Here is a 22648-nt window from a genome sequence, read left to right on the forward strand (position 1 = left end):
AGAGGATCGCCGTCCGATAGCCCAGCCGCTTGAGGTGGTGCATCAGCCGCTCGAGGCCATCCATCAGCGGCAGGGACTCGGCGATCTCGGCGAGCACCGACTCGTCCAGCCCCCTGAGCTTCGCCATGCGCTCGCGGAAGCTCTGCTGGAAGTCCAGCTCGCCGCGCATGGCCCGCTCGGTGACCTCTGCCACCTCGTCACCCACGCCGTGGCGGCGGGCCAGCTCGTCGATCACCTCGGTCTGGATCAGGGTGGAGTCCATGTCGAAGCAGACCAGGCGTCGATGCCGGCGCCAGATGGAATCCTCCTGGAGGGCGATGTCCACGCCGTGCATGGCACCCAGCGCCAGGGCCTTCTCGCGCAGGGCATCGAGGTCGACCTCCTCGCCGCGAAGCCAGCACTCCACGCAGGCACCATGCTCGGGCATGCCGCCGTCCAGCGGCTCGCGGCCGGAGAGGCGGTGGATCAGCTCCACGGTCAGGCCATGCTCGGCGGTCAGCGCCCCCACCTCGGCGAGGATGCCGGCCGGCAGATGGGGCGCCAGCAGGGTCAGGATCAGCCGCGGCTGGCTCGCCTGCACGCTCCAGCGCTGGTAATCCTCGGCGCTCACCTGGATCGCCTGGATGTCCAGGCCCAGGGCGTCTCCCGTCGCGGCCAGGGCGCCTTCCAGGTCGCTTTCCCGGGCGAGCCCCACCAGGGCCTCCAGGGAGAGGATGCCGAAGGTCACGCTCTGGTTGATGTCCAGCAGCCGGGCGCCGCTGGCCGCCAGCGCCTTGCCGAGCCCGGCCAGCTGGCCGGGGCGTGCCACTCCGGTGGCGCGGATCAGTACGCGTCGTGTCATTCGGCAATCTCCAGCCGGTCCACCTTCTGCAGGCCGCGGGGCAGCTTGCTGCCGCGCCGGCCGCGTTCGCCACGATAGTAGTCCAGATCGGCGGCCTTGAGGGTCAGGTGGCGCTTGCCGGCATGCACCACCAGTGCAGCGCCGGCGGGCAGCACCACCATGTCGCGCACGAACTCCTCGCGGCGGGCGGCCCGGGCGCCGGGGATGTCGATCATCTTGTTGCCCTTGCCCTTGGCCATCTCGGGCAGCTGCGAGAGCGCGAAGACCAGCAGCCGCCCCTCGTTGGAGACCGCGGCCACGCAGGCGCCCTCCTCGGCCGGCACCTCCAGCGGCGGCAGCACGTTGCAGCCCTTGGGCACGCTCAAGATCGCCTTGCCCGACTTGTTCTTGCCGATCAGCGCCTCGAGGGGCGCGATGAAGCCGTAGCCGCCGTCGGAGGCCAGCAGGAAGCGCCTGTCCGGCGGTGCCAGCATCAGGCCGGCCATGTGGGCCCCGGCCGCCACGTTGACCCGTCCCGTGACCGGTTCGCCCTGGCCGCGGGCGGTGGGCAGGTTATGGGCCGACAGGGTGTAGGCCCGCCCGGTGTCGTCCAGCAGCACCAGCGGCTGGTTGGTCTTGCCCCGGGCGGCGAGATGAAAGCGGTCGCCGGCCTTGTAGGAGAGGCCGGCGGGGTCGATCTCGTGGCCCTTGGCACTGCGGATCCAACCCTTCTCGGAGAGCACTACGGTGACCGGGTCGGCGCCGACCAGCTCCACCTCGGAGAGCGCCCGGGCTTCCTCGCGCTCGACCAGCGGCGAGCGGCGGGCGTCGCCGTGCGCCTCGGCGGCGGCGCGCAGCTCCTCCTCGATCAGGTCGGTGAGCTGGGTCTCGCTGCCCAGCAGCTCCTGCAGGCGCTTGCGCTCGGCCTCGAGCTCGTCCTGCTCGCCGCGGATCTTCATCTCCTCGAGCCTGGCCAGGTGGCGCAGGCGCAGCTCGAGGATCGCCTCGGCCTGGCGGTCGGAGAGCCCGAAGGCTTCCATCAGCGCGGCCTTGGGCTCGTCCTCCTCGCGGATGATGCGGATCACCTCGTCGATGTTGAGGTAGGCGGCCAGCAGGCCCTCGAGGATGTGCAGGCGGTCCTCGACCTTGCCCAGGCGGTGCTCGAGGCGCCGGCGCACCGTGGCGCGACGGAAGCGCAGCCACTCGCCGAGAAGGTCGGGCAGCGCCAAGACCCGCGGCCGGCCGTCCAGGCCGATCACGTTCATGTTGACGCGGATGTTCTTCTCGAGGTCGGTGGTGGCGAAGAGGTGCGCCATCAGCGCCTCGATGTCGACGCGGTTGGAGCGCGGCTCGATCACCAGCCGCGTCGGCTCCTCGTGGGTCGACTCGTCGCGCAGGTCGGCCACCATGGGCAGCTTCTTGGCCTGCATCTGGGCGGCAATCTGCTCGAGCACCTTGGCACCGCTCACCTGGTAGGGCAGCGCGGTGACCACCACGTTGCCCTCCTCGCGCACGTAGCGGCCACGCAGCTTCACCGAGCCGCGCCCGCTCTCGTAGAGCTTTCGCAGGTCGCTGCGCGGGGTGATGATCTCCGCCTCGGTGGGAAAGTCCGGCGCCGGCATGTGCGCGAGCAGGTCCGTGGTGGTGGCCTCGGGGTGGCGCAACAGGTGGCAGGTGGCCTCGACCACCTCGTTCACGTTGTGGGGCGGGATGTCGGTGGCCATGCCCACGGCGATGCCGGTGCCGCCGTTGAGCAGCACGTGGGGCAGGCGCGCCGGCAGCACCACCGGCTCGTTCATGGTGCCGTCGAAGTTGGGGGTCCAGTCCACGGTGCCCTGGCCGAGCTCGGCGAGCAGCACCTCGGCGAACTTCGACAGCCGCGCCTCGGTGTAGCGCATGGCGGCGAAGGACTTGGGATCGTCGGGGCTGCCCCAGTTGCCCTGGCCGTCGACCAGCGGGTAGCGGTAGCTGAACGGCTGGGCCATCAGCACCATCGCCTCGTAGCAGGCGCTGTCGCCGTGGGGATGGAACTTGCCCAGCACATCGCCGACGGTACGCGCCGACTTCTTGTACTTGGCGTTGGCACCCAGCGCCAGCTCGCGCATGGCGTAGATGATGCGCCGCTGCACCGGCTTCATGCCGTCGCCGATATGCGGCAGCGCCCGGTCGAGGATGACGTACATCGAGTAGTCGAGGTACGCCTTCTCGGTGTACTCGCGCAGCGAGAGGCGCTCGACGTCGCCTTCCGCCACCTGGATATCCATGGTCATACGGTGACCTCTTTCATGAATTCATGACCGCTGCCGTAGAGCTCGGATGCCCTATTCCGCGCTTTTGGGGTCAGACCCCAGCTGCATCATCTCAGTCCGCCTTGAGCATTTCTCTGGCGGCGGCACCTCCGCCGGGGTCTGACCCCAAATGCTCCTCCCTGGCGTAGGACCTCCTCTTCAACCTGTCCCCGGTGCCTCTCGCTCTAAGCAACTGCGCTTATGCTGCCACCGGCTAGGCACGCCTTGGCGCTTGTAGCTCGGCGCTCGGCGCTTGTTGCTACACCTCGATATCCGCCAGGTTGCCGTAGTCCTCGAGCCAGCTCTTGCGGTCGCCGGCGCGCTTCTTGGCCAGCAGCATGTCCATCATCTCCATGGTGCCGTCGCCAACCTCGCGGGTGAGCTGCACCAGGCGGCGGGTCTCCGGCGCCATGGTGGTCTCGCGCAGCTGCAGCGGGCTCATCTCGCCCAGGCCCTTGAAGCGCTGCACGTTCACCGTGCCGCGCTTGCCCTCGAGCTTGCGCAGGATGGCCGCCTTCTCGCTCTCGTCCAGGGCATAGTGCACCTCCTTGCCCAGGTCGATGCGGTAGAGCGGTGGCATGGCCACGAAGACGTGGCCGGCATCCACCAGCGCCGGGAAGTGGCGCACGAAGAGCGCGCACAGCAGGGTCGCGATATGCAAGCCGTCGGAGTCGGCGTCGGCGAGGATGCAGATCTTGTGGTAGCGCAACTTGGTGAGGTCGTCGCTGCCCGGGTCCATGCCCACGGCCACGGCGATATCGTGGACCTCCTGGGAACCGTAGATGTCATGGGACTCCACCTCCCAGGTGTTCAGTATCTTGCCGCGCAGCGGCAGGATCGCCTGGGTCTCGCGGTTGCGTGCCTGCTTGGCGCTGCCGCCGGCGCTGTCGCCCTCCACCAGGAAGAGCTCGCTGCCGGCCGGGTCCTGGCCCGAGCAGTCGGCGAGCTTGCCGGGCAGCGCCGGCCCCGAGGTGACCTTCTTGCGCGCCACCTTCTTGGCGCTCTTCTGGCGGCGCTGGGCGGCACTGATCACCAGCTCGGCCAGCGCCTCGGCCTGGTCGACATGGTGGTTGAGCCACAGCGAGAAGGCATCCTTGACCACCCCGGAGACGAAGCCCGCCACAGTGCGCGAGGAGAGTCGCTCCTTGGTCTGGCCGGCGAACTGCGGGTCGAGCATCTTCACCGAGAGCACGTAGGAGACCCGCTCCCAGAGGTCCTCGGCGGTGAGCTTGACGCCCCGGGGCAGCAGGCTTCGGTATTCGCAGAACTCGCGCAGCGCCTCGAGCATGCCGGACCGCAGGCCATTGACGTGGGTGCCGCCCTGGGTCGTGGGGATCAGGTTGACGTAGCTCTCGAGCAGCGGCTCGCCGCCCTCGGGCAGCCACTGGATGGCCCAGTCCACGCCGTGCTCGTCATCGGCGAAATGGCCGATGAAGGGAGACTGGGGCAGCACCTCATAGCCGTCGGTGGCCTGGGCCAGGTAGTCGCGCAGGCCATCCGCGTACTGCCAGACGCTCTCGTTGCCGTCGGGCTCGACCAGGGTGACCTTGAGCCCCGGGCAGAGCACCGCCTTGGCGCGCAGCAGGTGCTTGAGCCGCGAGAGCGAGAGCCTCGGGCTGTCGAAGTAGCTCTCCTCGGGCCAGAAGCGCACCACCGTGCCGCGGGCACGCTTGGGGGCGCTGCCGATCACCTGCAGGGGGGAGGCCTTGTCGCCGTGCTCGAAGGCCATGCCGTGGCGGCTGCCGTCGCGCAGCACCTCGATCTCCAGGCGCTTCGACAGGGCGTTGACCACCGAGACCCCCACCCCGTGCAGGCCGCCGGAGAAGCGGTAGCTCGACTGGGAGAACTTACCCCCGGCGTGCAGCCGGGTCATGATCAGCTCGACCCCGGAGACGCCGTGCTCGGGATGGATGTCGATGGGCATGCCGCGGCCGTCGTCGGAGACCTCGACGCCGCCATCCTCGAACAGCCTTACGGTGATCTCCCCGGCATGGCCGGCCAGTGCCTCGTCCACGCTGTTGTCGATGACCTCCTGGACCAGGTGGTTGGGCCGCGAGGTGTCGGTATACATGCCGGGGCGCTTGCGCACCGGCTCGAGGCCGGAGAGGACCTCGATGGAGCTGGCACTGTATTGCGTCATGCATCACCCAAAGTGGTTGCGATCGTTCGTGTCGCCCGGGAGGCCGGCGCCCTCTGTCCCGGGGGGCGTCCTGCCGGCCCAGCCTGGCGGCAGGCCATGACCGCCGTGGGCGAGAAGCGCCGGCAGGTAGTCGGCCAGCGCCGCGAGGCCATGATCCCCCTGCGGGTGCAGGATCGTCCTGGCACCACGATACAGGGCAAAGGCATCAACCGGGTCCAGGGTCTCGTCGGCGGTCCCCAGCAACAGCAGGTAGCGTTCGGCCGTGACCCGTGCCGGTGTCAGCGCCTCGAGCTCCTCGAGATGCGCGGCGTCGATGGCGAATCGCTCGCCGGTGTAGGCATTGTCGAAGCGCTCGCCTACCCAGTCCGCCACCAGCCCCGCCGGGGCCACCGCCGGGTTGATCAGCACTCCCGCCAGGTCGTACCGCTCGGCGACCAGGGTGGCCAGGAAGCCCCCCATGGAGCTGCCCACCACCAGCGGCAGCGGCCCCAGCCTGGCCAGCCGCGACTCGGCCAGCGCCAGGGCCGCGGCCGGGCGGTGCGGCAGCTGCGGCGTCGCGCAGGGCAGGCCGAGCCATGCACAGGCCTCGCGCACCAGCGCCGCCTTGGGGGAGGCGCTGCCGCTGTTGAAGCCGTGGAGGTAGAGGACCCCGCTGGCGGCCGGCAGGTGCCAGGCGGCACTCAGCATACCGCAACCCCTGTACATGCAGCCAGTGTCATCGCGAGCCGCGTTCCGCCGCCCAGACGGCCTCGATCAGGCCCCGGGTGGAGTCGTCCATGTCGGCGATGTCCGCCTGGTGCTCGAGGATCCGCTGGGTCTCGCCGGCGATCTTCTTGCCCAGCTCCACGCCCCACTGGTCGAAGGGATTGATGTCCCAGATGGTCGCCTGGACGAATACCTTGTGCTCGTAGAGAGCGATCAGCGCGCCGAGGGTGGCCGGCGTCAGCCGGTCGAGCAGCAGGGTGCTGGAGGGCTGGTTGCCCCGATAGCGCTTGTGCACTGGACGCGGGCCGTCCTCCTCGATGGCCTCGTCGCCGAGCATCAGCACCCGCGACTGGGCGAAGCAGTTGGCGAGCGTCAGGCGGTGCTGCCCCATCAGGTGGTCGCGGGTGGCGGGATCCTCCACGTCGTCATAGCGCACCTTGGGGGCGATGAAGTCGCACTCCACGGCCTGGGTGCCCTGGTGGAGCAGCTGGTAGAAGGCATGCTGGGCATTGGGCCCCAGCTGACCCCACAGCACCGGGCAGGTGGAGTAGCCGACCTCGTCCCCGTCGTGGGTCACCGACTTGCCGTTGGACTCCATCTCCAGCTGCTCGAGGTAGGCGGCAAAGAACTCCAGGCGGCCGTCATAGGGCAGGATCGAGTGGGCGCGGATATCGAGGAAGTTGACGTTCCAGATCCCCGCCAGGGCCAGCAGCACCGGCAGGTTGTCGGAAAGCGGCGCCTCGCTGAAGTGGCGATCCATGGCATGGGCCCCGGCGAGCAGCTCGCGGAAGTGCTCCATGCCCACTACCAGGGCGATGGGCAGGCCGATGGCGCCCCACAGCGAGTAGCGGCCCCCCACCCACTCCCAGAACTCCAGCTGGTGCTCCTTGGCGATGCCCCACTCGTTCATCTTCTCGGGGCTCGCCGAAACGCCGATGAAGTGCTGGTGCATCACCAGGTCGGCGTCGACGCCCTCCTCGCGGTTCTCGCCCATCAGCCGCGCCATCAGCCAGTCCCGCGCGGTGCGGGCATTGGAGAGGGTGTCGATGGTGGTGAAGGACTTCGACGAGAGCACGAACAGCGTGGTCTCGGGATTGAGCCGTGCCAGGTAGTCGGCCAGCTGGGAGCCGTCCATGGTCGAGGCGAAGTGCACGTCGATGGTATGCACCCCCTCCGGCCGGTAGTCGGCCAGGGCATGGGTGACCATCAGCGGGCCCAGGTCGGAGCCGCCGACCCCCAGGTTGACCACGTCGCGGATCGCCCGGCCGGTGGCGCCCCGCCACTGGCCGGCATGGAAGCACTCGACCATGGTGGCCATGCGCTCGAGGGTGGCGTGCACCGAGGGCACCAGGTCCTCGCCCTCCACCACCAGGCTGGCCTCCGGCGGCAGCCTGAGTGCGGTGTGCAGGGCCGGCCGGTCCTCGCTGCGGTTGACCCGATCCCCGGCCAGCAGGGCGCGGATCGCCTCGGGCACCTCGGCCTCCCGGGCCAGGTCGAGCAGCCGCTCGAGGGTCTCGTCACGCCAGCGCTGCTTGGAGAGGTCCAGGGTCAGCCCCGCCGCCCGGCGGGTGAGGGCCGCGTGGCGCCCCGGCGCGCCGGAGAACAGCTCGCTCAGGTGGGTGGTACGCATCTCGCGGGCGTGCGCGGCCAGGGCCTGCCAGGCTTCGCGCTGGTCGATCGTGGGGTGTGTCATGGCTTCCTCCTTGACGTCCTGTCGTGCAGCCGGCGTGGGCGAGGCGTAGAATGACGCCCCTTTCCCATGAAATCCGGCCAGTTCCATGAGTGACGCATCTTACCGTGACGCGATCTTTTCGACACCCCTGGACCGGGTGGCGCGCTTTTCGTTCGACGAGAAGGTCGTCGCCTGCTTTCCCGACATGATCCGCCGCTCGGTGCCGGGCTACGGCCAGATACTGGGCATGCTGGGGCTGATCGCCGCCAGGCACCTGCGCCATGGCGCCCGGGTCTACGACCTGGGCTGCTCGCTGGGCGCCACCGGTCTGTCGCTGGCCGGGACGCTGCCGCCGGACGCCTTCCGCTACACCGGGGTGGACCTCTCCCCCGCCATGGTGGCCCGCGCCCGGGAGACCCTGGCCGAGGAGTGCCCCGACCACGTCATGGAGGTTCTCGAGGGCGATATTCGCACCCTGGACTACGCCCCCGCCGGCATGATCGTGCTCAACTTCACCCTCCAGTTCCTCGCCCCGGGGGATCGCGATGCCCTGATGGCCCGGCTGTTCGAGGCCCTGGAGCCCGGCGGCGTGCTGGTGCTATCCGAGAAGGTGGTTGCCGAGGACGAGCAGGAAAACGCCTGGCGGGTGGAGCGCTACCACGACTTCAAGCGCGCCAACGGCTACAGCGAGATGGAGATCAGCCAGAAGCGCACGGCGCTTGAGAACGTGCTGGTGCCGGACACCCTGGCGGGCCACCACGAGCGCCTGGCCCGGGCCGGCTTTGCCCGCGCCCACACCTGGTTCCAGTTCCTCAACTTCGCCTCGCTGATCGCCTTCAAGGACGCCAGCGCCGCGGCGTCCCGGGAGGAATAAGGTGCCGATCGCGCCCGAGCACCGCGCCCTCTACCAGGCCTTCCTCGACCAGGGGCTGGAGGCCTGGCTGGCCCGCCTGCCCGACCAGCTGGCCCGAGGCCTGGACCGCCAGCGCCATGGCGACCTGCCGGCCTGGGAGAAGGCCGTGGCCAAGCTGCCCCCGCTTCCCGGGACGCGCGAGGTACGCCTGGATGCCGATACCGTCACGGTGGAATGCGACCTTACCGTCAGCCGGCGACGCCAGGCCGAGAACCTGCTGGGCAAGCTCGCGCCCTGGCGCAAGGGGCCCTACCGGCTCGGCGGCATCGCCATCGACACCGAGTGGCGCTCGGACTGGAAGTGGCAGCGGGTGGCGCCGCACCTGGCGCCGCTGGCCGGTCGCCGCGTGCTGGACGTGGGCGGCGGCAATGGCTATCACGCCTGGCGCATGGCCGGTCGTGGGGCGGCATTCGTGCTGGTGATCGACCCCTCGCCGCGCTTCTTCTGGCAGTTCCGGGCGGTGCGCCACTTCGTCGGCGACGCCGACGGCGGCCGCACCCACTTCCTGCCGGTGGGCATCGAGGCGGTGCCCGAAGGGCTCGCCTTCTTCGACACGGTCTTCTCCATGGGCGTGCTCTACCACCGCCCCTCGCCCCTGGAGCATATCCAACAGCTCAGGGAGGCCCTGCGCCCGGGCGGCGAGCTGGTGCTGGAGACCCTGGTGGTGGAGGGCGATGACACCACGGTGCTGCTCCCGGGGGAGCGCTACGCCGCCATGCCCAACGTCTACTTCCTGCCCTCCTCCGCCGCGCTCTGCCGGTGGCTCGAGCGCTGCGGTCTCACCAACGTGCGGGTGGTGGACGAGGCGGTGACGACGACCGACGAGCAGCGCACCACCGAGTGGATGACCTTCCAGTCGCTTTCCGACTTCCTCGACCCCGAGGACCCGACAAGGACCCGGGAAGGCTACCCCGCCCCGCGGCGCGCGGTAGTCATCGCCAACCGGCCGGCCTGAGCTCCGCGGCGCGGCCGACTCTCAGGCGCTATCGTCAGGCATGCCGGCCACATCCCGGCGCACCGCGGCCAGCCCATGGTCGGAGATGAAGCCGCGCGCCCGGGCATGTTCCGCGATCAGCACGCTGTCGGCCGCCAGCACCAGGTCGCAGCGGGTATGGCAGATCTGGTCGCGCAACAGCTGGACGTCGCGCTGCCGCTCCACCCGCCGGTCCACGCGACGGATATAGATCGCCTCGACGCGTCCGGGATGGGCCTTGACGATGCGGGTGTAGACTTCGAGATCGTGCTGCCCGCTGTCGCCGATCAGGATGCAGGACACCCCCTCGAACAGCGCCAGCATGCGGCTGATCAGTCGTTCCTTGTGATCCTCGGCCCGGCGCGGCCAGGGATGGCGCGCCGAGATGCCCCACTCGCGCAGGAACAGGATCGGACCGACCGGGATGCGATTGAGCTGGAAGAAGGCCTCCAGCATCTCGTAGATCGCCCAGGGCCCCCGGGACACGTAGAGAATGGGTCGCTCGCCCCGATCATCCGCGCCGCGATGCAGGGCCTGGTAGAGCGATGCCACCCCGGGAAAGGCCGTGCGCCGGTGGGGCTTCTCGATGAACAGCCGATAGAGCATCCGCAGCCTGTCGGCCACACCGGTGTACATCACGGTATCGTCGATGTCGCTGATCACCAGCAGGTCGATCTCGGAGGCCGGGACATAGACCTCCACGCTGGCGCGCACTGGCGACTCGTGATCGGCCGTGACCCACAGCTCGGCGTGGTGCCAGGAACGGTCGCGCGGGAGTGATGAGACGATGGGCAGGTGAGCATCGAAGTAGCCATCGCGGTCGGTGGTCACGGCCACATGGCTTTCGCCCATATGGATCTCGACAGTGGCATCCGCGACCCCACGACGGGCGATGCGACGGACCACGTCGGCCAGGTCGCGCAGGAAGCCGCGGCGAGGAACCAGCCTGCCCAGCGGCGACTGACGAAACACGCGGCCCGTGAGGAAGGCGTCGCACCGCGAGCCATACCCCCGATAGGGGGTGACCGTCAGGCCGCCGTGACCGTGATCGCGCTTCATCGGCCGGGCCACGACCCCCACCAGCCGCTTCATGAACAGGGTGGCGCGTCGCAGCGCCGGCATCACCACCACCACCAAGGCCGGGCATCGCATCGAGTCGTGCCGTTCATGGTCGCAGGCTCCGTCGCATGTCGATGCCTCCCAGCCTAACCCTGGCCCGGCCGTGTCCGCACCTGCTTTGCTCAGAGACGTGCCCGGGGCCAGCGCCACTGCCTGACAGTGGCTCGAACGCTGCGGCTGCACCGACGCACGGCTGGTGGCCAGCTGCACGGGACAGGGGAATCACTCCACCGTCTCGGCCACCTGGAGAAGCGGCATGGGCGGGAAGCGGCCCAAGCGCCGGGCGACCTTCATGTTGATGACGATGGCGAAGTCGCTGACACGCGCCACGGGCAGCCTGCCGGGCCGCATGCCCTCGACCAGGATAAGCTCCGCCTGCCGACCGGCCAGGCGGCCGACGTCGTAGTAGCGCGGCGCCACGGAGAGCAGCGCGGAGGCGTGGCGCACCAGCCCCTCGTAGGGGCTGAGCACCGGCAGCTCCCGCGCCACGGCCGCCGCCGTGAAGGCCTCACCGTGCCGCTGCAGGAAGGAGGAGGAGCCGAGGTAGAGTGCATCGACCCGCGCCTCCTTCAGCGCGTCCAGCCCCTCCTCGAAATCGGCAAGCACCGGATTATTCCCATTCCCATTCGGGACCTCGAAGGCCACCAGCTCGAAGTCCAGCCGCTCGGCCAGCGCCTCGAGCTCCCGGGCCTTGAGCACCGAATTGGGCTCGCTGGCGTGGTAGAGCAGCCCCAGGCGTCGAAAGCCGGGGAAGTAGGCACGCAGTGTCTGGAGGTTCACCTCCTCGGGCACCCGGTTGTAGGTGCCGGTCAGGTTCGCACGCCCGGTGGCCTCCAGGCTCTCGACCAACCCCGCCCCCACGGGATCTGCAACGATCGTGAACACCTGCGGCAGCTCCTGGTTGAAGGCCGGGTCGCCAGCCTGCTCCACGGTGCCGGCAAGCCCGCGTGACACGCTGGTCCCCCAGGAGAGGAGCAGGTCGACCGGCAACGCCCTGGCCTCCTCGAGGAAGGTCGGCAGGATGGCGGTGTCCTGACCGGCGTCTCGCAGCAGGAAATCGACCTCGTGGCCGCGCTCGCGCAGGTAGTCCTGAAACCCTTCGCAGGCCTGCTCGCAGCCACGCCAGGTGACGATCATGACGGTGAAGGCCGATGCCTGCAGGGGCCAGAGCCCCAGGATCAGACCAGCCAGCACGCCTCGGACCACCCCTGCCTTGCTCATCGCTCGCTCCTCGCTACCTGCCCCCTCGGGGCGCGGACAACCGTATAGACCACCATCCCAGGGGCCACCGCGGCGACCACCAGCAGCAGGCTGGCGCGATGGCCCAGGGCCTCCAGCCAGAGCGCGCACAGCAGCAGGCCACACAGCGCGCCGAGGCGGTCGACGAGGCGCAGCAGGGCAAGCATCCGGGGGGCCTGGTCGCTCAGGGCCCGCACCTCGGCATGCACGGGGCCGCGAAGCAGGGCGTGGCCCAGGCCGAGAGCGGCCATGGCCAGGGCGAGGGCCGCTGGCGCCTGCCCCTGCGTCATGCCCACCAGGGCGGCGATCGACAGTACCCCCCCGAGGATGATGGGCCCGCCGGGGCCGACGTCGCCGTCGGCAAGTCGACTGGCCAGGGAGCCGACCAGCACGGCGGCCAGGTAGTAGAGCATCACCACCCGGGCGATGAGGGCCGGCCCCCCGCCCTGATCCGCCAGGGAGAGCGGCGTCAGGTACCACACGACGACGGCGGTGGTCAGGTTCATCGGCATCGCGATGCCGAACAGCAGCAGAAGCAGCCGCGGCCGGTGTCGCAGCAGCTGCCAGGCGGAGCCACCCCCGGTGGATTGGGTCCGGCGTCTCGGGTCGGCGTCGCCGGCGGTCCCTCGCATCATCACCCCGGCAAGGATCCCGGCCAGGATGAGCAGCAGCGCTGCGGCGACGAAGGCCTGGAGGTAGCCGAAGCGCTGGGCCAGCAGCCCTCCCAGTGCCGAACCACAGAAGACCCCGCCGAGGACGACTGCCATCGTGCCCCCCAGGGCCTCCCCGCCGGCCCGCGTCGGCTGTGCCCGCAGCGCGTACTCCTGGCAAGCGATGATGGCAAGGGCGTAGCCAACCGCCAGCAAGAGGCGCCAGAGTGTCAGGGTAATCACGTCCTGGCTGATGCCCATTCCCACCAGCGCCAGGGCAGTGGAGGGGACCGTGAGCAAGAACAGTCGCCTCGCCCCGATGCGGGACGAGAGATGGCCCGCGAAGGGAACGGTCGCCGCCAGGCCCAGCAGGTAGAACAGCAGCGGTGCGGAGGCGGCCAGCTCCGCCGAGAGCCACGCGGGGCGCGCCAGGGAACGAGCATAGAGCGGCATGAAGGCGGTGGACACCTCGGTTGCCACCGAGAACAGGAACAGGGCCAGGCGTGTGTCGTTGGGATCGGATAGCCGCAGTAGCGACGGCCGGCCTTCGCAGGCGCTCGGAATCGACGACGAGGCGAGCGCCTCGCGGCCACGGGAGCTCAGCGTCGTGAGGCGCTCGGCGATGTCCTCGGCGTGGTCATTGAATCGTCGGGTCACCCGCTCGATGCCACCGATGCCGCCGGGTCTGACGCGGTGGACAAAGAGGCCGTCACGCTGCTCCCCCAGCAGGGCGAGAGCTCGGCGTAGCGGCTTGCCGACGGCTTCTGCTACCACCACATGAACCAGCATGACGGCCACCACCACGGCAACGAGGGCCAGTACTAGGACGTCGAGGAACATCTCTCCCAGCCGCGTCTGGATGAAATGCGCCGCTGTCTCGACCCTCACCTGACCCAGCAGGGTGCCGTCGGCGATCAGCGGAAGCGAATGAGAGAGGGGCGCCGTCCAGACCCCACCCATCCACTCAAGCCCCGGCGCCAGCGCCAGCGCTCGCCTCGACTCCGCCAGCACCCCACCATCCGACGCCAGGATGGCGATGCGTTCGATCTCCTCGAACCTGCCCAGCACGGCCTGGATATGCTGCTCCAGACCGGTGATCGCCTCGAGCGGGACGCCCAGCTCCAGCGCCTGCTGCAGATCGCCTCTCAGCAGGCTGGCGACCAGCTGGATCCGCTCGTTCAACTCGGGCTCCACGGCCCGGTCGAAGGCCAGCAGGGCCATCCCCCCCAGCGCCACCACCGTGGCCAGTACCCCCGCCGCAACCACCAGCGCGATGCGGAGCTGGAGGTGCCGCTCCCAGGAGGCCGCCCTCACCCTCTTCCCTCCTCGGCGGACGGCGGAAGCGATCGGCAGGCATCGTGGTAGCGCCGTTCGGCGGCATCGAGCAGTCCCGCCAGTTCTCCCTCCCGTGGCTGACGATCGTTTTCCTGTGCAAAGGCAACCCCACCCGGTCGCCAACCGCGCCGCTCGAAGGCGTCAATGGTCTGCTCGAGTCGACGACAGTCGTCGACCTCCCTGGCCAGGGCAAGACGCAACGGGAACCAGCCCACCACCGCGGCGGTGAGCCACACCAGCAGGGCCAGCATGGACAGCTCGGCCGACATGGCAAGGACACGGGTCTGGCTGTGGCGGCGCTGGTAGACGAGGAGGACGCCGCCAGCCGTCGAGTCTGCTCCGCCGTCGATCGACACGCCGCTGATGAATCTGTCGCTGCTCTCGAGGAACCAGGGCGTTCCCGCCGACGACCGATGCCGGCGGACGAGCTCCTGACTGATCCGAGCCGGCGCCTCCGGCCGAGTAGAGTGCACCACCCGGCCGTCGGGCTCGAAGACATGGATCGCATCGATCCGCTCGTCCGTCTGGCGTGAGCGCTCGAGCACCGCGGGCGCATTGCGCACCTGACCAAGCGCCAGACCGAGCCCGGCCGCGATAGCGAAGGGCTCCGCCGTGCGCTGGGCCAGCACACCCAGCCGTTCACCGGTCAGGCCACCGTCGATGCCGGCGTAACGCAGCGTGGCCAATCCCACGAAGAGGGCCAGCACGACGAGGTTGACCAGCATGATCGTCGCCCAGGCCCGCCAGAAGAGGGTCATCTCGCCTCGGAACTCAAGGAGCGGTCATCCCAGTGTGGCACCGCCACAGGTCAGCTGCCGCCGAACTCCCCACGAGGGATCAACGTCGCAGGATCACCAGCCAGCGGCCCAGGTTGAGGATGCTGGCAAGCGATGCCGCCACATAGGTGAAGGCGCAGGCGGTAAGCACATGGCGGGCACCGGCCAGGTCGCGGGGCGGGATATACTCCTTGAGCAGCGGCAAGGCACGCTGGAAGCTGGCGTCGAACTCCACCGGCAGGGTGACCAGGTGCACCAGGGCGGCGGTGCCGAAGCTGATCACCGCGGCGGCCACCACGATGGCCAGGCCGCCCGGCAGGCGGGTCAGCACGAACAGGAAGGGCGCGGCCATCATCAGCAGCGCACCGACCTTCTCGGCCTTCTGCGCCACCCCCACCAGCCGCGAACGCGCCAGCAGCGGCGCGTAGCCCTGCTGGTGCTGGATGGCATGCCCCACCTCGTGGGCTGCCACCGTCACCGCGGTGAGGGAGCGGCCCTCGTAGTGTTCCCGTGAGAGGCGCACCCGGCGCGCCTCGGGGTCGTAGTGGTCGCCCTGGTCGGTCATCTCGACCCTGACCCCCTCGAGTCCGAGGCGCCGGATCAGGTGGTCCGCCAGCTCGCCCCCGGTCCCGGGGTACTCCTCGCGCCCTCGGGCGTGGCGCGCCAGCACCCACTTCGCCCAGAGGTTGGGCAGCAGGAAGAGGGCCAGCAGCAGGGCGATTGCCAGGACGATCATCGGGTCAGGCTCCGGGGAGGGGGCAGGTCATTGGACCTACCCTACCAGAGCATGGTTCTTTCGGTACCGAGGCAGACGGGGCTTACCCGGGGACAGGTCGTAGAGGGGGTCCTATGCCATGGATGGCATCGGTAGCGTACAGGGAGGTATTCACAGCGCCCCCTCGAAGACCTGTCCCCGGAACCCCATATCGAGGCAATCACAAGGGATTACCGCAACAGCTCGCGAAGATCCCTGGCCTCCCAGTGGGGGAAGTACTTGCGCACCAGGGCGTTGAGCTCCAGCTCGAAGCCGGCCCAGTCCACCTCGCCCGTCGGTCGGTCACCCGAACGGGCGACGCCGCGGATCATCCCCGCGCCCACCGTGACGTTGGAGAGCCGGTCGATGACGATGAAGCTGCCGGTGCCCGGGCTCGTGCCGTAGTCATCCAGTGGCACCTCGGCGGTGAGCTCCACCCGGCAGCGGGCGATGGCGTTGAGATCGAGGCGCTCGGCCGGGTGGCGCTCCAGGCTGTTGACGTCCACCTGGTGGAGGATCTCGCCGACCTGCCCCGACACGGAGCGCCCGGCCAGGCGGATGTCGACCTGGCGCCCGGGGACGAGCGCCTCGTCATGCATCCAGACGATGTCGGCCTCGAAGGCATCGGCCATGGCCACCTCGGCGTCGGCGGCGACGATCCAGTCGCCTCGGGAGATGTCGATCTCGTCCTCCAGGGTCACGGTGATCGCCTGCCCCGGGAAGGCCTCCTCCAGGTCGCCGTCGAAGGTGACGATGCGCTCGACCGTCGAGACCCGCCCGGACGGCAGCACCTTGATCGCCTGGCCCGGGCGCAGGATCCCGGCCTCCAGGGTGCCGGCATAGCCCCGGAAGTCCAGGTCGGGCCGGTTGACGTACTGCACCGGCAGGCGCAGGTCGGTCAGGTTGAGATCGCGGCTGACCTCGATCCCCTCCAGCAGCTCGAGCAGCGGGGGGCCTGCATACCAGGGCATGCGCTCGCTGCGATTGACCACGTTGTCGCCCTCGAGCGCCGAGAGTGGCACGAAGTGGAGGTCCGGCGCGGCCAGCTGCCCGGCGAAGTCGCGATAGTCGGCGACGATCTCCTCGAAGCGCGGCTGGTCGAAGCCCACCAGGTCCATCTTGTTGACCGCGATCACCAGGTGCTGGATGCCCAGCAGGTCGGCGATGAAGCTGTGCCGCCGGGTCTGGGTCTGCACGCCGTAGCGGGCATCGATCAGGATGATCGCCAGGCTCGCCGTGGAGGCGCCGGTGGCCATGTTGCGGGTGTACTGCTCGTGGCCCGGGGTGTCGGCGATGATGAACTTGCGCTTGTCGGTGGAGAAGAAGCGGTAGGCCACGTCGATGGTGATGCCCTGCTCCCGCTCGGACTGCAGGCCATCGACCAGCAGCGCCAGGTCCACCGCCTCGCCGGTGGTGCCGCTCTTCTTCGAGGCCTGGGTGATCGCCGCCAGCTGGTCGTCGAAGATCATCTTGGAGTCGTGCAGCAGCCGGCCGATCAGGGTCGACTTGCCGTCGTCGACGCTGCCGCAGGTGATGAAGCGCAGCAGGTCCTTGTTCTCGTGCTCGTGCAGGTACTGGTCGATGTTGTCGGCGATCAGGGTCGATTGGTGTGACATCAGAAATAGCCCTCGCGCTTCTTCTTCTCCATGGAGCCGGCCTGGTCGTGGTCGATGGCGCGGCCGCTGCGCTCGCTGGTGCGGGTCAGCAGCATCTCCTGGATGATCTCGGGCAGGGTGTCCGCCCGCGACTCCACCGCGCCGGTCAGCGGGTAGCAGCCCAGGGTGCGGAAGCGCACCCACTTCTCCTCGGGCACCTCACCCTCGGCCAGCGGCATGCGATCATCGTCGACCATGATCAGCATGCCGTCGCGCTCCACCACCGGACGCGGCGCGGCGTAGTAGAGCGGCACGATGGGTATGCCCTCGAGGTGGATGTACTGCCAGATGTCCAGCTCGGTCCAGTTGGAGAGCGGGAAGGCGCGGATCGACTCGCCCTTGTTGACCCGGGCGTTGTAGAGGTTCCACAGCTCCGGGCGCTGGTTCTTGGGATCCCAGCGGTGGTGCCGGTCGCGGAAGGAGAACACCCGCTCCTTGGCGCGGCTGGCCTCCTCGTCGCGACGCGCCCCGCCGAAGGCGGCATCGAAGCCGTACTTGTCCAGCGCCTGCTTCAGGGACTGGGTCTTCATCACGTCGGTGTAGCCGCTCGAGCCATGGTCGAAGGGATTGATGCCGGCGGCACGCCCCTCCTCGTTGATGTGCTCGATCAGTTCCATGCCGGATTCCGCGGCCATGCGGTCGCGGAACTCGATCATCTCGCGGAACTTCCAGGTGGTGTTGACGTGCATCAGCGGGAAGGGCGGGGGCCCGGGATAGAAGGCCTTGCGCGCCAGGTGCAGCATCACCGAGGAGTCCTTGCCGATGGAGTAGAGCATCACCGGGTTGGCGAACTCCGCCACCACCTCGCGGATGATGTGGATCGACTCGGCCTCGAGCTGCTGGAGGTGGGTCTGCCGCTGGCGCGACGGGACCAGGGCCCCGGCGGCCTCGACGGCGCTCTCGCGTGACGGTGCGTGAAGACTGCTCATGGCCCGGCTACCTCGCATGACGTTGGGCGGGTGAGATCATGCGAGACAGGGTAACGCCGGGCCAATAATAACCCAAAAGAATTAATAACTATCTTTTTATAGCCAATATGGCTATTTGCCACTCACGGGTCGACGCGCTCCACCCAGGTCTCCAGCGAGCCGTCGCGAAGCTCGATGAGGCGATAGCCCGGACGCGAGGCCTCGTCGAGGGCGAAGGTCGAGGAGCCCGGCAGAAACTGGTCGGTGGTGGCGGGACAGCCATAGGCCGGCACCTCGCCGTCGCCCAGCGCATGGGCGCCGTGGAAGGCCTGGTGGACATGGCCGAAGAACACCGCGCGGACCTGGGGATGGGGAGCGACGACCCGCCAGAAGGCCTCGCCGTCGGCCAGGCCGATCTCGTCGAGCCAGGCCGAGCCGACCGGCAGCGGCGGATGATGCATCACCAGCAGCGTCGGCCGGTCGTCGGCCGCGAGACGCGCGTCCAGGGAGGCCAGGGCCGCCTCGCCCAACTCGCCGCCTGCCCGGCCGCTGACGTGGGTATCCAGCAGCAGCGCCCGCCAATGGCCCAGGTCCAGCTCGTCGTGCAGCTCGCGGCAGTCGGCCATCAGCGCCGGCTGGTCGTGGTTGCCGGGGAGCCAGAACCAGGGCGCCTCGAGCCGTGAGAGCGCCTGCTCCGCCAGCCGGTAGGAGGCCGCCGTCTCGTCATCGCTGACGTCGCCGGTGACCAGCACCAGCTCAGGCCGCTCCCGGTTCACCGCCTCGACCACGGCTTCCAGCTGGCGCAGCGGGAAGCCCGCCCGGGCGCGGGCCGCGGGGTCGGCCTGCAGGTGGCAGTCGGTGAGCTGGACCAGTCGCATCAGGGCAATCTCATCAGGGCAGTTGGGGCAGGTCGAGGGAGTGGCCATGGGCCAGGCCATGGTCCAGCCACTCGCCGAGGAAGCGGTTGAGCTGCAGCTTCTCGTCGGGCTGGTGCATCCGCGAGTTGGGGTAGCGGTAGCGGCCATCGAAGTGGCGCTGGCGCTGGAAGTCGGTGACCTCGGCCATTCGCACGTCGTGGTAGAGGTGTACGCGCATGCGCGGGGTATCGATCACCGTATCGAGCACGCCGCGCTGGGAGACGCGCACGATGCTGGTATAGGGCGCGCGCTCCTGGAGCTTGAGGCACAGGGCCCCCAGGCGACGGCCATGGTTGTGCAGCTCGACCTCGCGGGTCTCGCCGACCTCCAGGTCGCCCAGCAGCCGGGTCAGCCGGATGAAGTTGGCGGTGCACTCGCCCTGCAGCGTCTTCAGGTCGGTGACATAGGCGTTTCTCGGCACGCTACCTCCTTGCTCGCAACGATGCGCGCTCGCCGGCCAGCCAGTGGAAGGCGATCAGGCACATGGCATTGTCGAGTCGACCGGCCTGCAGGAGTTCCCAGGCCCGGGTAAACGGCAGCACGTGCACGCGGATGTCCTCGTGCTCCTCGTCGAGGCCGTGCACCCCGCCGAGGCCACGGCTGTCGACCAGCCCGCAGAACAGCGTGACCCGCTCGTCGCAGGCGCCGGGGCTCGGGTAGTAGGTGTGAAGCGGAATCAGCTCGCCCACCTCGCAGCCCGCCTCCTCCATGGTCTCGCGGCGCGCCACCTCGGCGACACTCTCGCCGCGCTCGACGAGCCCCGCCACCACCTCCAGCTTCCAGGGGGAGTCGGGGTCGTCCAGGGCGCCGGCACGGAACTGCTCGACCAGCACCACGGTGTCGCGCTCCACGTCGTAGAGCAGCACTCCCACGGCATCGTGGCGGTGGTGCACCTCGCGCACCACCCTGCCGCTCCAGCCGCCCTCGAAGAGGCGGTGGCGCAGGTGGAGCTCCTCCAGCCGGAAGAAGCCCTGGTGCAGGCAGCGACGCTCGGCCAGGTCCACGTCGGCGGCCGTGAAGGGCGCCGCGAGGGGCAGGTCCTGCTCGTCTGCGGGCGGGCGGGTTTCGCTCATGCCGGTCTCCGGGTCGCGCAAAGGCCCCATTATCGGGACCCGGGGCAGGAATGCCAACCGCCCTGCCCTCCGACGAGCCTCAGAGACGCTCCAGCAGCTGCCTGGCTTCCTCGCGCAGCGCCTCGTCGGAGGCCCGGCGTGCCTCCCGGGCCTGGCCGCCCACGGCGCGGCGTGCATGCTCGCGGGCCTCGCCATGGCGGTCCTCGTCCTCGAGGAAGGCGGCATAGTAGTAGTTGACGTCGATGCCCTGGGGGCGAATCGCCAGGGCGCGGCGGAACATCCTGTCGGCGGTCTCGGCGTCGCCGAAGGCCACCGGCCAGCCCGGCGCGCGGTGATATAGCGCTCCCAGGGTCACCCAGGCAGAGCCGTCGTTCCCCTCGGGGTCGAGCTCGACGGCACGCTCCAGGGCATCGCGGGCGCTCTTGGCGCTTGAGAGGGCGCCCAGGCCACTGCGCTCACGGGCCCAGGAAGCCTCGATGATGCCCTGCCATACCAGCGGCGTGGCCGCGTTCGGGTGCTCGGCCACCAGCCGCTCGGCCCGGCCGGCCAGCGCCTTGAGGCCATCGCCACGCTCGCCCTCGGCCTGCTCGGTGATCACCCGCTCCCAATGGTTCTTGATGCCTTCCACCCGGGCCTCCCAGGCGTGGGCACTCACCAGCGGCAGGGTGGCCAGGCTCAGTCCCAGGACGGTGGCCAGCAGTCGGCGTCGCATCATCTCGCATCTCCTTCGGGGTATTGGCATTGTGGTCTCGCCCTGCAATGTAACGAACGTTTGATTCAATCGCCAGTTACCCCTCCCCGGCTTGGCCGCAACGCTCGGGTGGCGTATGTTCGCCGCCAGACACAAGATCGCGAGGAACACCATGAAGGGCCGCAACATGACGCGCTGGCGGGACCCCGCCAAGGACCCGCGCCAGGAACCCAAGAGCAACCTGATCACCGCCGAGGGGGCCGAGCGGCTGCGCGGCATCCTCGACCACCTCTCGCGGGTCAAGCGACCCGCCCTCTCGGCCAAGGTGGGCGAGGCGGCGGCGCTGGGCGACCGCAGCGAGAACGCCGACTACACCTACAACAAGAAGGAGCTCAACCGGGTCATCGCGCGCATCCGCTACCTGACCAAGCGCCTCGACGAGCTCACGGTGGTGGACCGCCTGCCGGCGGATACCGGGAAGGTCTTCTTCGGCGCCTTCGTCACCCTGGAGGATGAGGAAGGCGAGGAGATGCGCATCCGTCTGGTCGGCCACGACGAGACCGACACCACGAAGCGCTGGATCAGCGTCGACGCGCCGCTGGCGAAGGCCCTGCTCGGCCGGGCCCTGGACGACGAGGTGACGGTGGCCGCCCCGGGCGGCGAGACCACCTACGTGATCACCGAGATCGCCTATCGCGACCCCGGCAAGTGAGCGTGTCGGCTGATCAGCCCTTGACCGCCCGGTAGACCCGGAAGCGGCGGTCGTCGGCGAGGACCTCGAAGGCGCCGAAGGCGCGCTCCAGCAGGTCCGGATAGGGCAGGAAGGCGTTGGCCACCAGGATCAGCTGGCCGCCGAGTCGCAGATGGTCGGGCGCCTCGAGGATCAGCCGCCCCGCCGGGCCATAGTCGATCGCCCGCTCCTGGTGGAAGGGCGGGTTGCTGACGATGGCGTCGAAGCGACGCTCCCCCAGCGCCGAGTAGACGTCGCTCGCCAGGACCTCGCCCTGGAGGTCGTTGGCTTCCATCGTGCGCCGGGTCGCCTCCACCGCGAAGTGGCTCACATCCACCGCCGTGACCCGCGCGCCGCGCCGTGCCAGCCAGGCCGCCAGGATGCCGTCGCCGCAGCCGACATCGAGAACTTCGCCGAGCACTTCCCCCTTCTTCGCCAGGCATGCCGGCAACTGCTCCAGCAGCAGCCGGGTACCGTCATCCAGCTTGCCGTGGCCGAACACGCCCGGGTGGCTGACCAGCCGGATGCCCTCCGCCTCGAAGCTGGTCCAGGCCTCGTCCGGGTCGATCCCAACCCGATCCAGGCGGGTCGCATAGAGGCCGCAGCGCCGGGCGCTGTCCAGCTTGCGACACCCGAGCCCCAGGGCCGCCAGCGCCTTGAGGACCCGCTTGATCCCGCCCTGGTTCTCGCCCACCAGCTGCAGCGGGGTCCCCGGCGGCAGGTGGGCACAGAGCCACAGCAGCCACCATTCCCCCAGGGCATGGCTCTTGGGCCAGAACAGCACGGCCCCCGGCGGGGCCGGGTCGACGCCCTCGAAGGGCGAGTGCGCCGACCTCCCCCGGGCCCGCCAGGCCGCGAGCACGGCCTGATTGGCGGAGAGCAGGCTCCCCTCTCCGGCCTCCAGCCAGGTGTCCCGCGGCGGCGCGACCCAGAGCCAGCCGCGGTAGTCGGTGCCCTGGCGTTCCAGCAGCTGGCAGACGGGGGTCTCGGCACTCATGCGGTGGCCTCCTCGAGCGGGCGTTCCAGGGTATAGAGCAGGTAGCGGCCCAGCCGCCAGTGGGGGTCGACGCGGCAGTAGCGCCGTTCCAGCGCCAGCAGGCGCTCCCTGTCGGCATCGCTCTGTGGCGGCTGGCGCAGGTAGTCGGCAAAGACCCGGATGCCCGCCACCTCGCGGATCGTGAGCCCGTTCTCGGCGCTCCAGGCCTCGACCTGGCCATGGGTCAGCGGCGAGATCGGCGTCAACCGCTTGCGCAGCCCCTTGCCCTCGAGCCGGTCGGCCAGGGCCTTCTC

The 22648-nt window shown here is 69.5% G+C and carries 20 protein-coding genes and 1 pseudogene; 3 read left to right on the top strand and 18 right to left on the bottom strand.

Annotated elements, in window-relative coordinates; translation table 11 throughout:
- The 5 genes from SCI24_RS14445 to pgi form a co-directional block, all read right to left on the bottom strand.
- A partial coding sequence (locus tag SCI24_RS14445; protein ID WP_318726043.1) for an HAD family hydrolase occupies positions 1–841 on the bottom strand: 841 nt, incomplete at its 3' end.
- Positions 838–3090 (bottom strand): DNA topoisomerase IV subunit A, encoded by a 2253-nt coding sequence (gene parC / locus SCI24_RS14450; RefSeq protein ID WP_318726044.1) that lies wholly within the window; start codon positions 3088–3090, stop codon positions 838–840. The genes SCI24_RS14445 and parC, both read right to left, overlap by 4 nt.
- Before the next feature lie 277 nt (positions 3091–3367).
- Positions 3368–5248 carry a DNA topoisomerase IV subunit B gene (parE, locus tag SCI24_RS14455; protein ID WP_318726045.1) on the bottom strand — a complete coding sequence of 627 codons (1881 nt, stop codon included), beginning with the start codon at positions 5246–5248 and terminating at the stop codon, positions 3368–3370.
- Between the two features lie 3 nt (positions 5249–5251).
- Positions 5252–5935 carry a YqiA/YcfP family alpha/beta fold hydrolase gene (locus SCI24_RS14460; RefSeq protein ID WP_318726046.1) on the bottom strand — a complete coding sequence of 228 codons (684 nt, stop codon included), beginning with the start codon at positions 5933–5935 and terminating at the stop codon, positions 5252–5254.
- 28 nt (positions 5936–5963) lie between these two features.
- Entirely contained in the window at positions 5964–7646 is a 1683-nt protein-coding gene (gene pgi, locus SCI24_RS14465; RefSeq protein WP_318726047.1) for a glucose-6-phosphate isomerase, read from the bottom strand.
- Between the two features lie 85 nt (positions 7647–7731).
- Here pgi and cmoA point away from each other — a divergent pair, with 85 nt between their 5' ends.
- Positions 7732–8499 (top strand): carboxy-S-adenosyl-L-methionine synthase CmoA, encoded by a 768-nt coding sequence (cmoA, locus tag SCI24_RS14470; RefSeq protein ID WP_318726048.1) that lies wholly within the window; start codon positions 7732–7734, stop codon positions 8497–8499.
- A gap of 1 nt (position 8500) precedes the next feature.
- Positions 8501–9493, top strand: coding sequence for a tRNA 5-methoxyuridine(34)/uridine 5-oxyacetic acid(34) synthase CmoB (cmoB, locus tag SCI24_RS14475; RefSeq protein WP_318726049.1), 993 nt, complete (start codon positions 8501–8503; stop codon positions 9491–9493).
- Positions 9494–9514: 21 nt separating this feature from the next.
- Here the strand turns inward: cmoB and SCI24_RS14480 are convergent, their stop codons facing one another.
- The 11 genes from SCI24_RS14480 to SCI24_RS14530 all read right to left on the bottom strand — a co-directional run bounded on the left by SCI24_RS14480 (position 9515) and on the right by SCI24_RS14530 (position 20652).
- Positions 9515–10663 carry an App1 family protein gene (locus SCI24_RS14480; RefSeq protein WP_318726050.1) on the bottom strand — a complete coding sequence of 383 codons (1149 nt, stop codon included), beginning with the start codon at positions 10661–10663 and terminating at the stop codon, positions 9515–9517.
- A 189-nt stretch (positions 10664–10852) separates the two neighbouring features.
- Positions 10853–11851, bottom strand: coding sequence for an ABC transporter substrate-binding protein (locus SCI24_RS14485; RefSeq protein WP_318726051.1), 999 nt, complete (start codon positions 11849–11851; stop codon positions 10853–10855).
- The gene (locus SCI24_RS14490) at positions 11848–13833 is read right to left on the bottom strand and encodes an MFS transporter (RefSeq protein ID WP_318726052.1); all 1986 of its coding nucleotides are present in this window, start codon (positions 13831–13833) and stop codon (positions 11848–11850) included. Before SCI24_RS14490 ends, SCI24_RS14485 begins: the two co-directional genes overlap by 4 nt.
- The gene (locus tag SCI24_RS14495; protein WP_318726053.1) at positions 13830–14612 is read right to left on the bottom strand and encodes a hypothetical protein; all 783 of its coding nucleotides are present in this window, start codon (positions 14610–14612) and stop codon (positions 13830–13832) included. Before SCI24_RS14495 ends, SCI24_RS14490 begins: the two co-directional genes overlap by 4 nt.
- Before the next feature lie 79 nt (positions 14613–14691).
- The gene (locus tag SCI24_RS14500; protein ID WP_318726054.1) at positions 14692–15366 is read right to left on the bottom strand and encodes a zinc metallopeptidase; all 675 of its coding nucleotides are present in this window, start codon (positions 15364–15366) and stop codon (positions 14692–14694) included.
- Positions 15367–15575: 209 nt separating this feature from the next.
- Positions 15576–17000, bottom strand: a complete 1425-nt coding sequence (gene cysN, locus SCI24_RS14505) for a sulfate adenylyltransferase subunit CysN (protein WP_318726055.1) — start codon at positions 16998–17000, stop codon at positions 15576–15578.
- On the bottom strand, positions 17000–17968 hold the full coding sequence (gene cysD, locus SCI24_RS14510; protein ID WP_318726056.1) for a sulfate adenylyltransferase subunit CysD: 969 nt from the start codon (positions 17966–17968) through the stop codon (positions 17000–17002). Before cysD ends, cysN begins: the two co-directional genes overlap by 1 nt.
- A gap of 122 nt (positions 17969–18090) precedes the next feature.
- Positions 18091–18825 carry a phosphodiesterase gene (locus tag SCI24_RS14515; protein WP_318726057.1) on the bottom strand — a complete coding sequence of 245 codons (735 nt, stop codon included), beginning with the start codon at positions 18823–18825 and terminating at the stop codon, positions 18091–18093.
- Between the two features lie 13 nt (positions 18826–18838).
- Positions 18839–19285 (bottom strand): DUF1249 domain-containing protein, encoded by a 447-nt coding sequence (locus SCI24_RS14520; protein WP_133637410.1) that lies wholly within the window; start codon positions 19283–19285, stop codon positions 18839–18841.
- A gap of 1 nt (position 19286) precedes the next feature.
- On the bottom strand, positions 19287–19937 hold the full coding sequence (locus SCI24_RS14525; RefSeq protein WP_318726058.1) for an NUDIX domain-containing protein: 651 nt from the start codon (positions 19935–19937) through the stop codon (positions 19287–19289).
- A 79-nt stretch (positions 19938–20016) separates the two neighbouring features.
- Positions 20017–20652 (bottom strand): hypothetical protein, encoded by a 636-nt coding sequence (locus SCI24_RS14530; protein ID WP_318726059.1) that lies wholly within the window; start codon positions 20650–20652, stop codon positions 20017–20019.
- A 148-nt stretch (positions 20653–20800) separates the two neighbouring features.
- On the opposite strand from SCI24_RS14530, the gene greB reads away from it, so the two are divergent.
- The gene (gene greB / locus SCI24_RS14535) at positions 20801–21340 is read left to right on the top strand and encodes a transcription elongation factor GreB (RefSeq protein WP_318726060.1); all 540 of its coding nucleotides are present in this window, start codon (positions 20801–20803) and stop codon (positions 21338–21340) included.
- Between the two features lie 13 nt (positions 21341–21353).
- On the opposite strand, the gene SCI24_RS14540 is transcribed toward greB, so the two are convergent.
- Positions 21354–22355 (bottom strand): class I SAM-dependent methyltransferase, encoded by a 1002-nt coding sequence (locus SCI24_RS14540; RefSeq protein ID WP_318726061.1) that lies wholly within the window; start codon positions 22353–22355, stop codon positions 21354–21356.
- Positions 22352–22648 (bottom strand): annotated as a pseudogene (locus SCI24_RS14545) (SAM-dependent methyltransferase); the annotation flags it as partial. The gene SCI24_RS14540 and the pseudogene SCI24_RS14545, both read right to left, overlap by 4 nt.

Origin of the sequence: Halomonas sp., assembly GCF_033549285.1 — a bacterium.
Classification (GTDB): Bacteria; Pseudomonadota; Gammaproteobacteria; order Pseudomonadales; family Halomonadaceae; genus Halomonas.

Excerpts from the sequence above, each read along its gene's own strand:
- parC (WP_318726044.1), bottom strand. The coding sequence starts at position 3,090 with ATGACCATGGATATCCAGGTGGCGGAAGGCGACGTCGAGCGCCTCTCG.
- parE (WP_318726045.1), bottom strand. The coding sequence starts at position 5,248 with ATGACGCAATACAGTGCCAGCTCCATCGAGGTCCTCTCCGGCCTCGAG.
- SCI24_RS14460 (WP_318726046.1), bottom strand. The coding sequence starts at position 5,935 with ATGCTGAGTGCCGCCTGGCACCTGCCGGCCGCCAGCGGGGTCCTCTAC.
- pgi (WP_318726047.1), bottom strand. The coding sequence starts at position 7,646 with ATGACACACCCCACGATCGACCAGCGCGAAGCCTGGCAGGCCCTGGCC.
- cmoA (WP_318726048.1), top strand. The coding sequence starts at position 7,732 with ATGAGTGACGCATCTTACCGTGACGCGATCTTTTCGACACCCCTGGAC.
- SCI24_RS14480 (WP_318726050.1), bottom strand. The coding sequence starts at position 10,663 with ATGCGATGCCCGGCCTTGGTGGTGGTGGTGATGCCGGCGCTGCGACGC.
- SCI24_RS14485 (WP_318726051.1), bottom strand. The coding sequence starts at position 11,851 with ATGAGCAAGGCAGGGGTGGTCCGAGGCGTGCTGGCTGGTCTGATCCTG.
- SCI24_RS14495 (WP_318726053.1), bottom strand. The coding sequence starts at position 14,612 with ATGACCCTCTTCTGGCGGGCCTGGGCGACGATCATGCTGGTCAACCTC.
- SCI24_RS14500 (WP_318726054.1), bottom strand. The coding sequence starts at position 15,366 with ATGATCGTCCTGGCAATCGCCCTGCTGCTGGCCCTCTTCCTGCTGCCC.
- cysN (WP_318726055.1), bottom strand. The coding sequence starts at position 17,000 with ATGTCACACCAATCGACCCTGATCGCCGACAACATCGACCAGTACCTG.
- cysD (WP_318726056.1), bottom strand. The coding sequence starts at position 17,968 with ATGAGCAGTCTTCACGCACCGTCACGCGAGAGCGCCGTCGAGGCCGCC.
- SCI24_RS14515 (WP_318726057.1), bottom strand. The coding sequence starts at position 18,825 with ATGCGACTGGTCCAGCTCACCGACTGCCACCTGCAGGCCGACCCCGCG.
- SCI24_RS14525 (WP_318726058.1), bottom strand. The coding sequence starts at position 19,937 with ATGAGCGAAACCCGCCCGCCCGCAGACGAGCAGGACCTGCCCCTCGCG.
- SCI24_RS14530 (WP_318726059.1), bottom strand. The coding sequence starts at position 20,652 with ATGATGCGACGCCGACTGCTGGCCACCGTCCTGGGACTGAGCCTGGCC.
- greB (WP_318726060.1), top strand. The coding sequence starts at position 20,801 with ATGAAGGGCCGCAACATGACGCGCTGGCGGGACCCCGCCAAGGACCCG.
- SCI24_RS14540 (WP_318726061.1), bottom strand. The coding sequence starts at position 22,355 with ATGAGTGCCGAGACCCCCGTCTGCCAGCTGCTGGAACGCCAGGGCACC.